The organism is Geodermatophilus obscurus (genome assembly GCF_900143215.1).
GTDB classification, from domain to species: Bacteria; Actinomycetota; Actinomycetes; order Mycobacteriales; family Geodermatophilaceae; genus Geodermatophilus; species Geodermatophilus obscurus_A.
The window spans coordinates 5,229-18,526 of the sequence record NZ_FRDM01000019.1 but is presented as its reverse complement, the minus strand read 5'-3'; the positions used below and the strand labels follow the sequence as shown (position 1 = coordinate 18,526).

8 protein-coding genes and 1 pseudogene are annotated in these 13,298 nt (G+C 74.8%); 8 read left to right on the top strand and 1 reads right to left on the bottom strand.

Features of this window, described 5'->3' with window-relative positions:
- The first annotated feature begins 88 nt into the window (after positions 1-88).
- From BUB17_RS16450 to BUB17_RS26175, 5 genes are all read left to right on the top strand, one after another.
- Positions 89-1,336, top strand: a complete 1,248-nt coding sequence (locus BUB17_RS16450; RefSeq protein WP_072919778.1) for an amidohydrolase — start codon at positions 89-91, stop codon at positions 1,334-1,336.
- Between the two features lie 40 nt (positions 1,337-1,376).
- Complete coding sequence (locus tag BUB17_RS16445) at positions 1,377-3,266, top strand: methylmalonyl-CoA mutase family protein (protein WP_072919777.1); 1,890 nt, start codon at positions 1,377-1,379, stop codon at positions 3,264-3,266.
- Positions 3,263-5,470 carry a methylmalonyl-CoA mutase gene (scpA, locus tag BUB17_RS16440; protein WP_072919776.1) on the top strand — a complete coding sequence of 736 codons (2,208 nt, stop codon included), beginning with the start codon at positions 3,263-3,265 and terminating at the stop codon, positions 5,468-5,470. Before BUB17_RS16445 ends, scpA begins: the two co-directional genes overlap by 4 nt.
- Positions 5,470-6,474, top strand: a complete 1,005-nt coding sequence (meaB, locus tag BUB17_RS16435) for a methylmalonyl Co-A mutase-associated GTPase MeaB (protein WP_072919775.1) — start codon at positions 5,470-5,472, stop codon at positions 6,472-6,474. Before scpA ends, meaB begins: the two co-directional genes overlap by 1 nt.
- 307 nt (positions 6,475-6,781) lie before the next feature.
- The gene (locus tag BUB17_RS26175; protein WP_072919774.1) at positions 6,782-7,570 is read left to right on the top strand and encodes a hypothetical protein; all 789 of its coding nucleotides are present in this window, start codon (positions 6,782-6,784) and stop codon (positions 7,568-7,570) included.
- A gap of 58 nt (positions 7,571-7,628) precedes the next feature.
- Here the strand turns inward: BUB17_RS26175 and BUB17_RS16425 are convergent, their stop codons facing one another.
- Positions 7,629-8,102 (bottom strand): gamma-glutamylcyclotransferase, encoded by a 474-nt coding sequence (locus BUB17_RS16425; protein ID WP_072919773.1) that lies wholly within the window; start codon positions 8,100-8,102, stop codon positions 7,629-7,631.
- 117 nt (positions 8,103-8,219) lie between these two features.
- Here BUB17_RS16425 and BUB17_RS16420 point away from each other — a divergent pair, with 117 nt between their 5' ends.
- From BUB17_RS16420 to BUB17_RS16410, 3 genes and pseudogenes are all read left to right on the top strand, one after another.
- The gene (locus BUB17_RS16420; RefSeq protein ID WP_072919772.1) at positions 8,220-9,623 is read left to right on the top strand and encodes an NAD(P)H-quinone dehydrogenase; all 1,404 of its coding nucleotides are present in this window, start codon (positions 8,220-8,222) and stop codon (positions 9,621-9,623) included.
- Positions 9,624-9,870: 247 nt separating this feature from the next.
- Positions 9,871-11,601, top strand: coding sequence for a zinc metalloprotease (locus BUB17_RS16415; protein ID WP_072919771.1), 1,731 nt, complete (start codon positions 9,871-9,873; stop codon positions 11,599-11,601).
- Positions 11,602-11,670: 69 nt separating this feature from the next.
- Positions 11,671-13,298 (top strand): annotated as a pseudogene (locus BUB17_RS16410) (hypothetical protein); the annotation flags it as partial.

Genomic DNA, 13,298 nt, shown 5'->3' with positions numbered 1-13,298 from the left:
GGCACGAGGGGCACTGCGGCACGAGGGGCACTGCGGCACGAGGGGCACTGCGGCAGGAGGGGCACTGCGGCATGAGTGGCACTGCCGGATGACCCAGTTCCCGGAGGAACTGGGGACGGCCGTCGACGAGTGGGCCGCCGAGCGGCACCCGCAGCTGGTCGCCGTGCGCCGGCACCTGCACGCCCACCCCGAGCTGTCCTACGCCGAGTTCGAGACGACGTCCTTCCTCGAGCAGCGGCTGCGCAACGCCGGCCTGGAACCCCGACGGCTGCCCTCCGGCACCGGGCTGGTCGTCGAGGTGGGTTCCGGGGACCCGATCGTGGTGCTGCGTGCCGACATCGACGCGCTGCCGCTGGCCGACCTCAAGGACGTCCCCTACGCCTCCACCCGCGAGAACGCCTGCCACGCCTGCGGGCACGACGTGCACACCACCGTCCTGCTCGGCGCCGCGCTGGCCCTGAACTCGATCGAGGACCTGCCCGGCACGGTGCGATGCGTCTTCCAGCCCGCCGAGGAGACCGTGCCGGGCGGGGCCACCGGGGTGGTGGCCGCCGGCGTGCTGGAGGGGGCCTCCCGCGCCTTCGCCCTGCACTGCGACCCCTCCCTCCCGGCCGGCAGCGTGGGTCTGCGCACCGGCGCCATCACCGCCGCCTGCGACCGGATGGACGTCACCCTCACCGGCCCCGGCGGGCACACCGCGCGCCCGCAGCTGACGGTCGACCTGGTCGACGCCCTCGGCCGGCTGATCACCGACCTGCCGGCGCTGCTGTCCCGGCAGGTCGACCCGCGCGCCGGGATGTCGCTGGTGTGGGGCGCGGTCAAGGCCGGGGTGGCGGCCAACGCCATCCCGCAGCGCGGTCACCTGAGCGGCACGGTGCGGGTGCTCGACCGCGACGCCTGGCGGGACGCCGAGACGCTGCTGCGCTCACTGGTGGAGCGGGTCGCCGCCACCACCGGCGCCGACGTGGAGGTCGACTACGTCCGCGGGGTGCCGCCGGTGGTCAACGACCCGCGGGCGGTCGCGCTGCTGCGCTCGGCCGCGCTGGAGACGGTCGGCAGCGAGGGGCTGCAGCTGTCCCCGCAGAGCATGGGCGGGGAGGACTTCGGCTGGTTCGCCGACGTCGTGCCCATCGCGCTGGCCCGGCTGGGCACCCACGGCGGGGGACCCCCGCTCGACCTGCACCGGGGCACCTTCGACGTCGACGAGCGGGCCATCGGGGTCGGCGTGCGGCTGCTGGCCCGCACCGCGCTGCACGCGCTCTCCGCCGACGCCGGCGCGCCGCCGCCCGGACCGAAACCGCACTCCAGCGGTTCCGGTCCGGTTGCGCGACGGTAGACACTGACGCTCATCGACCGACGATGCCGGGAGTTCGACGATGAGTTCCTCCGATCAGCAGACCACCGCACCGGCCGACGCCGAGGTGCCGGCCGAGCACGAGGTCCCCGACGAGCTGCCGCTCGCCGCCGGCTTCCCGGCCGCCACCCGGGAGGCGTGGCGGGAACTGGTCGCCACGGTGCTGCGCAAGGCCGGGCGCGAGGACCTGCCGGAGCCGGTCGAGGACGCACTGCGGGTGCCGGTGGCCACCGGCGTCAGCGTCGCCCCGCTCTACACCGCCGAGGACGCCGGTGACCTGCCCGCCGCGGTCGGCGTCCCGGGGCTCGCCCCCTTCGTCCGCGGCTCGCGGCCCGGCGCGGGGGGCGGCGACGTGCCCGGCGGCTGGGACGTCCGGCAGCGGCACGCCCACCCCGACGTCGCGCTGACCCGGGAGGCCATCGCCGCCGACCTGGAGAACGGCGTCACCTCGCTGTGGCTGGAGCTCGGCGAGGGCGCGATCCCGGTCGACGCGCTCGGCGACGTCCTCACCGACGTCTACCTGGACCTGGCGCCGGTGTCGGTCTCCGGTGGGCCGGCCGCGGCCGAGGCGCTGCTCGCCCACGTCGACGGCCGCACCGACCTCGCCCCCGGTGGCTCGCTGGGCCTCGACCCGCTGGGCGTGCACGCCGCCTCGGGACAGGCGCAGGACCTCACCGGCCTGGCCGACGTCGCCCGCCGGGCGCCCGCCGGCTGGCGCACCGTCGTCGTCGACGCCACGGTCTTCGCCGATGCCGGCGCCTCGGCCGTCGAGGAGCTCGGCTGCTCGCTGGCCGCCGGCGTGGCCTACCTGCGGGCGCTCACCGACTCCGCGGACGGACGACAGGGTCTGTCGGTCGACGAGGCGTTCGCCCAGCTCGAGTTCCGCTACGCCGCGAGTGCCGACCAGTTCACGACGATCGCCGGGCTGCGCGCCGCCCGCCGGCTGTGGGACCGGGTCGGCGAGGTCAGCGGCGCCTCGGTCGACGTCCGCGGGCAGCGGCAGCACGCCGTCACCTCCTCGGTGATGACGACCCGGCGTGACCCGTGGGTCAACATGCTGCGGACGACGGTCGCCTGCTTCGCGGCGGGCGTGGGCGGCGCCGACGTCGTCACCGTGCAGCCCTTCGACGCCGCGCTCGGCCTGCCCGACGCCTTCTCCCGGCGGATCGCCCGCAACACCCAGAGCCTGCTGGTCGAGGAGGGGCACCTCGCCCGCGTGCTCGACCCGGCCGGCGGCTCCTGGTACGTCGAGGCGCTGACCGACGCCCTGGCCGAGGCCGCCTGGAGCTGGTTCACCGAGATCGAGGGGGCCGGTGGGCTGGCCGCCGCGCTGGACTCGGGCCTCGTGCGCGACCGGATCGCCGCCGCGTGGGACGCCCGCGCCGAGCGGCTGGCGCACCGCACCGACGCGATCACCGGCGTCAGCGAGTTCCCCAACCTCGCCGAGAAGCTGCCCGAGCGGCAACCCGCCGCGGACCTGCACCCCACCGGCGGGCTGCCGCGGGTGCGCGCCGCGCAGGCGTTCGAGGAGCTGCGCGACCGCGCCGACGCGGCGGACCGGCGTCCGCAGGTCTACCTCGCCACCATCGGCCCGATCGCCCGGCACACGGCGCGGGCCACCTTCGCCGGCAACCTGTTCCAGGCCGGGGGAGTGGCGACGCCGTCCGGCGACGGGGCCTCCGGTCTCGCCGACGCCGGGACGACGGTCGCCTGCATCTGCGGGACCGACAAGGACTACGCCGGGTCCGCGGCCGGGCTGGCCGCCGAGCTCCGCGCGGCCGGTGCCACGCAGGTGTGGCTGGCCGGGAAGCCGTCGCTGGCGGTCGACGGCGTCGACGGGTACGTGTACGCCGGGTGCGACGCGCTCGACGTCCTGCATCGAGTCCACGAGCAGCTGGGAGTGCCGGCATGAGTGCGATCCCCGACTTCAGCGGTGTCGACCTGGGCCGCCCCGCGGCGGCCGCGTCGGCCGACGACTGGGCCAAGCGGTTCAAGGAGGCCACCGGCCGTGGCGTGGAGGAGGCCACCTGGGAGACGCCGGAGGGCATCGCCGTCCCGCCGCTGTCCACCCCCGCGGACCTGCGGGGTCTGGATTTCCTGCAGACCTACCCGGGGCTGCCGCCCTACCTGCGCGGGCCCTATCCCACGATGTACACGACGCAGCCGTGGACGGTCCGCCAGTACGCGGGCTTCTCCACCGCCTCGGCGTCCAACGCGTTCTACCGGCGCAACCTCGCCGCCGGGCAGAAGGGCCTGTCGATCGCCTTCGACCTGCCCACCCACCGGGGCTACGACTCCGACCACCCGCGCGTGGTCGGCGACGTCGGCATGGCCGGGGTCGCGGTCGACTCGATCCTGGACATGCGGCAGCTGTTCGACGGCATCCCGCTGGACCGGATGAGTGTCTCGATGACCATGAACGGCGCCGTCCTGCCGGTGCTGGCCCTCTACATCGTCGCCGCCGAGGAGCAGGGGGTGGAGCCCGGTCAGCTGACCGGGACCATCCAGAACGACATCCTCAAGGAGTTCATGGTCCGCAACACCTACATCTACCCGCCCAAGCCGTCGATGCAGATCATCAGCGACATCTTCGCGTTCACCTCGCAGCAGATGCCGCGGTTCAACTCGATCTCCATCTCCGGCTACCACATCCAGGAGGCCGGGGCGACGGCCGACCTGGAGCTGGCCTACACGCTGGCCGACGGCGTGGAGTACCTGAAGGCGGGCAAGGACGCCGGGATCGACGTGGACAAGTTCGCGCCACGGCTGTCGTTCTTCTGGGCGATCGGCATGAACTTCTTCATGGAGGTCGCGAAGTTGCGGGCCGGGCGGCTGCTGTGGGCGCGGCTGGTCAAGGACGCCGGGGGGCAGAACCCGAAGTCCCTGGCGCTGCGCACGCACTCGCAGACCTCGGGCTGGTCGCTGACCGCGCAGGACGTCTACAACAACGTCGTCCGCACCTGCCTGGAGGCCATGGCCGCCACCCAGGGCCACACCCAGTCGCTGCACACCAACGCCCTCGACGAGGCGCTGGCGCTGCCCACCGACTTCTCCGCGCGGATCGCGCGGAACCCCCAGCTGCTGCTGCAGCAGGAATCGGGGACGACGCGGGTCATCGACCCGTGGGGCGGCTCGGCGTACGTGGAGAAGCTGACCTACGACCTGGCCCGTCGGGCCTGGGCGCACATCGAGGAGGTCGCCGAGCACGGCGGCATGGCGCAGGCCATCGACGACGGCATCCCGAAGCTGCGCATCGAGGAGGCCGCCGCCCGCACCCAGGCGCGCATCGACTCCGGCCGGCAGCCGGTGATCGGGATCAACAAGTACCGGGTCGACGCCGACGAGGCGATCGAGGTGCTGCGGGTCGACAACGCCGACGTGCTCGCCCAGCAGAAGGCCAAGCTGGAGGAGCTGCGGGCCTCCCGGGACGGCTCCGCCGTGCAGGACGCCCTGCGCCGGCTGACCGACGCCGCTCGCGCGGCCGCCGAGGGACGGCGCGGTCGCGAACTGGACGCCAACCTGCTCAAGCTCGCCGTCGAGGCCGCCCGGGCCAAGGCCACCGTCGGGGAGATCTCCGACGCGCTCGAGGAGGTCTACGGGCGGCACGCGGGCCAGGTGCGCACCATCTCCGGCGTGTACCGCGAGGAGGCAGGAGATTCGGGGCCGATGGAGGAGACCCGCAGCATGGCCGAGGCGTTCGAGGAGGCCGAGGGGCGCCGTCCCCGCATCCTGGTCGCCAAGATGGGCCAGGACGGCCACGACCGCGGGCAGAAGGTCATCGCCACGGCCTTCGCCGACCTCGGCTTCGACGTCGACGTGGGCCCGCTGTTCCAGACGCCGGAGGAGGTCGCCCGGCAGGCGGTGGAGGCCGACGTGCACGTCGTCGGCGTCTCGTCGCTGGCCGCCGGCCACCTGACGCTGGTGCCGGCGCTCAAGCAGGCGCTCGCCGACCTCGGGGCCGACGACGTCATGATCGTGGTCGGCGGGGTCATCCCGCCCGACGACGTGCCGACGCTCAAGGAGATGGGCGCGGCCGAGGTGTTCCTGCCCGGCACGGTCGTCGCCGAGGCGGCGCAGGGGCTGCTGCGGACGCTGTCGTCGCGCCTCGGTCACTGATGGCGGCTCGGCAGGTCGACGTCCCGGCGCTGGTCGAGGGCGTGCTCGCCGGTGACCGGCGGGCGGTGGCCCGGGCGATCACGCTCGTCGAGTCCCACCGCGCCGACCACCGCGAGCGCGCGCAGGAGCTGCTGGTCGAGCTGCTGCCGCGCGCCGGGACAGCGCGGCGGGTGGGCATCAGCGGCGTCCCCGGGGTGGGCAAGTCGACCTTCATCGACGAGCTCGGCGTGACGCTGACCGCGGCCGGTTCGAAGGTCGCGGTGCTCGCCGTCGACCCGTCGTCGGCCCGCTCGGGTGGGTCGATCCTCGGGGACAAGACCCGGATGGCGCGGCTCTCGGTCGACCCGAACGCGTTCATCCGGCCCTCGCCGACCTCGGGCACGCTCGGCGGGGTCGCGCAGGCTACGCGGGAGTCGATGGTCGTCGTGGAGGCGGCCGGGTACGGCGTCGTCCTGGTGGAGACGGTCGGGGTCGGGCAGTCGGAGATCACCGTCGCCGAGATGGTCGACAGCTTCCTGTTCCTGACGCTGGCCCGCACCGGTGACCAGCTGCAGGGGATCAAGCGCGGCATCCTCGAGATCGCCGACGTCATCGCGGTGAACAAGGCCGACGGGCCCGGTGCCCCCGACGCCCGCAAGGCCGCCCGCGAGCTGGCCGGGGCGATCCGGATGCTGCGCGGGCACGGCGAGGACTGGCAGGTGCCCGTGCTCACCTGCGCCGGGCTGACCGGCGAGGGCCTCGACGAGGTGTGGGCCAAGCTGGTCGAGCACCAGGACCGGCGCAAGGCGTCCGGCGCGTTCGACGAGCAGCGGCGCAGCCAGCAGGTGCGCTGGACCCGGCAGCTGGTGCGCGACGGCCTGGAGCACCGGCTGCGCGCGCACCCCGGCGTCCGGGCCGCCGCACCGGAGCTGGAGAAGGCGGTGCTGGCCGGTGAGCTGACCCCGGCGCTGGCCGCGCAGCAGCTGCTGGAGACCTTCCTCGCGGCACCGGCTCCCCAGGCCTGAGCGAACGATCCGGCCCCCTGCTTCCCGCGATCATGGCGCCGAGACCGCTTCCGGAGCCGGTCGCGTGGTCACGGCGCCATGATCACGAGGAGTGTCCCCAGCGTCGGCCGTTCTCCACCGATGTCCGGAACCGACGCACGCGACCTCGTCGGACGTCGACGGTCGTCGCATGCACCCAGGACTCCTGCGCACCACTGATCGACAGGGCGGGGTCTTCACACGGGAGCAGGCGCTCGCAGTCTGCTCGCCGGCGGAGATCCGCTCGCACCTCCGCTGTCGGCGCTGGCGCCGCATGCCATGGCGCGGGGTGTTCGCGGACGGAGACCTGCCCGACCGACCGGAGCTGCTCGTCCGGGCGGCTTCGCTCTGGCTGGGCGGGGACCTCGTCGCCTGCCACTCCACCGCCGCAGTGCTCTGGGGGTTCGACCTCCGGGGCGGGGAGGCGGCCGGTACCGATGTCCTGCACTTCCTCGGCCCTGCAGACATCGACAACCGCCGTCTGTCGGGACTGCAGGTCCACCCGTCCTCGCTCGGGACGGACGACGCCGTCCTCCATCGCGGGATCTGGTGCACACCACCCGCGCGCACCGCCTGCGACGTCGTTCGGCTGAGTGCGTCGATCGACGGGCTCGCGACGCTCGATGCGGCGCTGCGCGGCGGCACGTGTGACCGGGAGGACCTGGCCGACGCCTGTGCTCGTCAGCGTGGACTGCGCGGCGTCGTCCGACTCGGGCGGCTCATCCCGTGTGCCGACGCGGGTGCGGAGTCACCGATGGAGTCCCGCATGCGGTGGCGCTTCCTCGCCGGCGGGCTCCCGGCCCCGCGGGTCCAGGTGGAGGTGACCGACGGGTGGCGCCGCCATCGCCTCGACATGGGCTGGGAGGACGTCCTCGTGGGCGCGGAGTTCGACGGCCTCGAGTCCCACATGACCCGCCAGCAGCTCACGGCCGACCGCGATCGCCACAACTGGTTCACGGACCGGAGCTGGCGTCTCCTGCACTTCACCGCGACCGACGTCTACCGGCAGCACGAGCGGATGGTGGCCGCGGTGGCGCGGCACCTCGGCAACCCACGCCGGACGATCATGGTCCTGTGACCACCAGATCGGGTCACGGAGTGGTTCCAGCGCCATGATCACGAGAGAAGGCGGCCGGTCAGACGCCGGTGGAGCGGCACTCCCGGGCGCGCAGCTCGGCGAGGTAGTCGTCGGGCGCACCGGCGGCCTCGGCGGCGTCGGCGAGCGCGCCCAGGTACCGCGCCGAGGGCAGCCCGCCCTCGAAGGCGTCGAGGACGTAGACCCAGGCCACCTGGTCGCCGGTCAGCGTGTGCACCCGCAGGTGCAGCTTCCGGTAGAGGCCCTGGTCGGCCCCCTCCCAGGCGTCGAGCGCCACCTCGTCGGCGCCGGTGAGGTCGTAGAGGGCGACGAAGACGCCGGGGGACAGCGACTCGCCCGGCGTGGTGTCGTCCGGGACGAGGGTGGCCAGCGCCCCCTCCCAGCCGTACTCCTCGGCCCCGAAGGTCAGCCGCCAGCCCTTGATCCAGCCGGTGCCGGTGTGCGGGGAGGAGGGACAGCGCCGGAGCATCTGTGCGGGGTCCATGTTCGACCCGTACGCGGCGTAGAGGCCCATCACCGGGCAGCCTACGGCGGTGTGGCACGCCCCTCGGTGGGAGATGGGCCACGTCGTTCCCCGCAACGGGGAGAATGGCCCGCGGCACGTGTCCGCACCGCACCGATAGGACCCCCCATGACCCGCATCGTCATCATCGGCGGTGGCCCCGCCGGCTACGAGGCCGCGCTGGTCGCCGCATCCCTCGGTGCGCAGGTCACCGTGGTCGAGCGCGACGGCGTCGGTGGAGCGAGCGTGCTCACCGACTGCGTCCCCTCCAAGACCTTCATCGCCTCGGCGGGGGTGATGAGCAACGTGCGCGACTCGGCCGCCCTCGGCGTGCGGGGCTCGGAGCTGGCCACCGTCGGCATCGAGCTCCCCGCGGTCAACCAGCGGGTCAAGGGCCTCGCCGTGGCGCAGTCCGCCGACATCAAGGCCCGCCTCGTCGGCGAGGGTGTGCGCGTCGTCGCCGGCCAGGGCCGGCTCTCCGACGAGGTCCGTGGCCTGGCGAAGCACCGGGTCGAGGTGCTGGACGGCGAGGGCGAGGTCGCCGAGACGCTGGAGTGCGACGTCGTCCTCATCGCCACCGGTGCCGACCCCCGCGTGCTGCCCGGCGCCGAGCCCGACCACGAGCGGATCCTCGACTGGCGCGACGTCTACGACATCCAGGAGCTGCCCGAGCACCTGGTCGTCGTCGGCTCCGGGGTGACCGGCGCGGAGTTCGCCTCCGGCTACCTGGAGGCCGGCGTCCCGGTGACGCTGGTGTCCTCGCGCGACCGGGTGCTGCCCGGCGAGGACTCCGACGCCGCCGAGGTGCTCGAGGACGTCTTCCAGTCCCGCGGCGGCCGGCTTCAGCGCGGCCGGGCCGCGGCGGTGCGGCGCACCGAGAAGGGCATCGTCGTCGAGCTCACCGACGGGCGCACCGTCGACGGTTCGCACGCGCTGATGACCGTCGGCACGGTGCCGAACACCGACGGGCTGAACCTGGAGCAGTGCGGGGTGGAGCTCGCGCCGTCCGGGCACGTCGTCGTCGACCGCGTCTCGCGCACGAGCGTCCCGGGCATCTACGCCGCCGGCGACGTCACCGGGGTCTTCCAGCTGGCGTCGGTCGCGGCGATGCAGGGCCGGATCGCCATGTGGCACGCGCTCGGCGAGGCGGTCACCCCCATCCGGCTCAAGACGGTCTCGGCGAACGTCTTCACCCACCCGGAGATCGCCACGGTCGGCGTGCAGGAGAAGACGCTGCCCGAGGGCGCCGACATCGAGGTCGTGCGGCTGCCGCTGGCGACCAACGCGCGGGCCAAGATGGCCGACCTGCGTGACGGCTTCGTGAAGCTGTTCGCCCGGCAGGCGACCGGCGTGGTCGTCGGCGGGGTCGTCGTCGCCCCCGGGGCGTCGGAGCTCATCCTGCCGATCGCGCTGGCGGTCACGAAGGGGCTGACGGTCACCGACCTGGCGCAGACCTTCGCGATCTACCCGTCGCTGTCCGGGTCGATCACCGAGGCCGGCCGGCGGCTGATGCGGGCCGACGCCCTCGCCTGAAGAAGGACCCCGCGTCCCCCCATCCCTCGCATGCTCGGGACGGGACCCTGACTCGAGGCCGTTCCAGCACGTCACCACGCTCGCGGCGGGACCCCTGCAGGGGGGCACGAGGCCCTCGTGGCGACCGGGATCCGTGTGACGGGACGGCGGGGGCGTCCGGGAGGCCTGGGTCGGGTGTGACGGCGGGTTCGGCTGGAGCCCGGTCGTCCGGTGCCGACGCGCGCGCGGGCTGCCGAGGACAGGGAGGATGCGCCCCCACCGGAACGCCCCCGCCCCCCGCCGCCGCCCGCTCCGGGCGCTGGCCGGTGCCGCGACCGCGCTGGCCCTCTGCCTGACGCTGCCGGCGACGGCGGCCCGGGCCGAGGAGGCCGGGGCGCCGGACACGGTCGTCGGCGAGATCGTGCAGGCCTGGCCAGAGGCCGGGCCGGCCGGCTCCGCCGCGGGTGCCGAGCACGCCGAGGCGCCGCTGACCTGGATCGAGAGCACCACCGGCGGGGCGGTCCGCGTGCCGACCGAGGCGGTGGCCGACCTGGCGGTCGGCTCCACCGTCGAGCTCACGGTGGGCCGGCACGTCGCCGACGACGCCGCCCAGCAGGGCTTCGCGCCCGCCCGCGACGTGCTCGCCGCCGAGTTGCTGCAGGAGGCCCCGGAGGCGCACGCCGCGCGGGTGGCCGGGCTGACCAACCAGGTCACCGTGGCCATGGTGGTCCCGGCCGGCGGGCGGCGGGACGGCGCGACGCTGAGCCAGCTCCAGGCCGCCGTCGACGGGCCGGTCGCGGAGTTCTGGGCGGGGGAGACCGACGGCGCCGTCCGGCTGGGCGTGACCGAGGCGCACGACTGGCTGCAGACCACTGCCGGGTGCGCGGACCCGACCGCCCTGTGGAACGAGGTCGCCGCCCGCACCGGCTTCGTGCCCGGCCCCGGCCGCCACCTGGTCGTCCACGTCAGCAGCCTGCCTCGGGACCTCCCCGGCTGCTCCTACGCGCTCGGTCAGGTCGGCACCGGTGTGGGCAGCGGCGGGCGGGTCTACGTCCGCGACGTGCTGCCCTCGGTCATCGCCCACGAGCTGGGCCACAACTTCGGCCTCGGGCACTCCTCGGGGCACCAGTGCGACGCCGCGGTCGAGACCGGTGCCTGCCGCACCGCGCCCTACCGCGACTACTACGACGTCATGGGCGCCTCCTGGAGCACGGTCGGGTCGCTCAACGCCCCGCAGGCCGCGCAGCTGGGCGTGCTGTCCTCCGCTGCCCAGGTGCCGGTCGCGGCGACCGGGCCGGCGACGACGGTCACCCTGGCCCCGCTCGCGTCCCGCGGCGGCACCCGGGCGGTGCGGCTGACCGACGCGACGGGCAGCACCTACTGGCTGGAGCTGCGCGCCGCCGTCGGCCGCGACGCCTGGCTCGGCGCGGCCGGCAACCGCTTCGGCCTCGACTCCGGCGTCCTGCTGCACCGCACCGGCCGGATGCCCGACACCGCGCTCCTCCTCGACGGCACGCCGTCCACCGCCGCGCGGTGGGACGACGACCTGCAGGCCGCGCTGCCCCTCGGCGTGCCGGTGCCGGTCGCCGGTGGCGCGTTCACCGTCACCGTCGGCGCCGTCACCGCGGCCGGGGCGACGCTGACCGTCGTCCCCGCCGCCGGCGCCGCCGTCCCGGTGACCCCGCTGCCCCACGGCGACCCGACGCCGGAGGTCCTGGCCGCCGCGCCGGACCTGCGGCCCGCCGCCCCGGCGACCACCGCGACCGCCGTCCCGGCCGAGGTCGCGGGCGCGCCGGAGGTCCCCGTAGCCGCTGCCCCGGAGGCGCCCGCGGCACCGCTCGCCGCCGACGTGCGGCTGACCGAGCCGGTGCCCGCCGCGGTCCGGGTCGCCTCCCGCGCCGGCTGGGCGCTGCCCGTCGCGGCGGCCGCGGGCGTGGGGGTCCTGGTGCTCGCCGGCTGGACGGTCACCCGGAAGCGGAGCGTGCGCGGCCGGGACTGAGCTCCCGCCTCCACTTCCCGGTCCGGCCTGCCGATGAGGGGACCGGCCCCTCGCGCTTGGAGACCCTCCGTGCCACCTGTGCGTTCCCCCCGGCTGCTGGTCCTCGCCGTCACAGCGGCCGCCGTCCTCCCGGTCCTGGTCGCACCGCCGGCCGCCGCCGAGGAGACCCCCACCAGCGGCGAGACGGTCATCGGTGAGCTCGTCCAGGGCTACGCGGACCCGGCTCCCGACGAGATCGTCGGTGGGGCCCACGAGGACGACGGCACGCTGCTCAGCTGGGTGCAGTCCGACGACGGCGAGGTCGTGCGGGTGCCCACCGAGGACGTCGAGGACGTCGAGACGGGGTCCACCGTCGAGGTGGTGCTGGGGAACCCGGTCGTCGACCAGGCCGCGCAGGGTGGCCTCGAGCCGGCACTCGACGTGCTGTCCACCGAGGTGCTGGCCGCCCCCGCGGCGATCACGGCCCCGGCCGCCGGTGCGGTGAACCACCAGGTCACCGTGGTCATGCTGCAGCCGGCCGGAGCGGCCCGGGACACCACCACCCTGACCGAGGTCATGGCAGCGGTGAACGGGCCGGTCGCCGCCTTCTGGGAGCAGCAGACCGACGGTGCCGTCCGCCTCGGCACGGTGGCGGGCCTCGACTGGACGACCCAGTCCGCGCTCACCTGCAGCGACCCGTTCGCGCTGTGGAAGGAGGCGGCCACCCGGGCGCGGTGGACCGAGGGCCCCGGCAGGCACCTGCTGGTCTACGTGCCCACCGACTCACCTGGTTGCGGCTACGGACTGGGCACGATCGGCAACGGTCCCGGCTCCGGCGGGCTGGCCTACGTGCAGGAGGCGGGCACCGCGGTCATCGCTCACGAGTTCGGGCACAACCTCGGCCTCGGGCACTCGTCCCTGCTCCAGTGCGACGGCGTGGTGGACAGCGGCCCCTGCCAGGTCACCAGCTACCACGACCTGTACGACGTCATGGGCGTCTCATGGGAGCAGGTCGGTTCGCTGAACGCCGTCCACGCCGCGAGCCTCGGGGTGCTGCCCTCGAGCGCCGCCCCCACGCTGGTGGCCGGCGCCGCCGCCACCGAGTACACCCTCGCGCCGGTCGGTGCCCGGACCGGCACCCGGGCGGTCCGGCTGGTCGACGACGACGGCTACGCGTTCTGGCTCGAGTACCGGACCCCGACCGGCCAGGACAGCTGGCTCGGGACGGCGGCCGGTGCAGCGGCGCGACTGCAGAGCGGCGTGCTGCTGCGGCAGGAGACCCACGTCCAGGGCGACACCTCGTGGCTGCTGGACGGCACCCCGTCCCCGGAGAGCGGCTGGGATTCCGACCTCGCCGTCGCGCTGCCCCCGACCAGCCCCGTGTCCTTCGGAGCCGTGCCCTTCACGGTGACGGTGTTGGCGGCCACCCCCTCCGGAGCCCGGGTGCGCGTCTCGGCGGGCACTCGGGCGCCCGTGCACCCCATCGATGCCGCCTACGCGCAGCTGGGCGGCAGTCGGGTGCTCGGTGAGCCGACCAGTGGCCTGGTCTGCGGGTACACCGGTGACGGCTGCCGGCGTTCGTACGTGGGTGGCGTCATCGCCTGGACGCCGTCCACCGGCGCGCACGATGTGCGCGGCGCGATCCTGGAGCGCTGGCGGTCGCTGGGCGCGCAGACCGGCATGCTCGGCTACCCGATCGGGGACGACGTCGCGGTGCC

Excerpts from the sequence above, each read along its gene's own strand:
- BUB17_RS16450 (WP_072919778.1), top strand. The coding sequence starts at position 89 with ATGACCCAGTTCCCGGAGGAACTGGGGACGGCCGTCGACGAGTGGGCC.
- BUB17_RS16445 (WP_072919777.1), top strand. The coding sequence starts at position 1,377 with ATGAGTTCCTCCGATCAGCAGACCACCGCACCGGCCGACGCCGAGGTG.
- scpA (WP_072919776.1), top strand. The coding sequence starts at position 3,263 with ATGAGTGCGATCCCCGACTTCAGCGGTGTCGACCTGGGCCGCCCCGCG.
- meaB (WP_072919775.1), top strand. The coding sequence starts at position 5,470 with ATGGCGGCTCGGCAGGTCGACGTCCCGGCGCTGGTCGAGGGCGTGCTC.
- BUB17_RS16425 (WP_072919773.1), bottom strand. The coding sequence starts at position 8,102 with ATGGGCCTCTACGCCGCGTACGGGTCGAACATGGACCCCGCACAGATG.
- BUB17_RS16420 (WP_072919772.1), top strand. The coding sequence starts at position 8,220 with ATGACCCGCATCGTCATCATCGGCGGTGGCCCCGCCGGCTACGAGGCC.
- BUB17_RS16415 (WP_072919771.1), top strand. The coding sequence starts at position 9,871 with ATGCGCCCCCACCGGAACGCCCCCGCCCCCCGCCGCCGCCCGCTCCGG.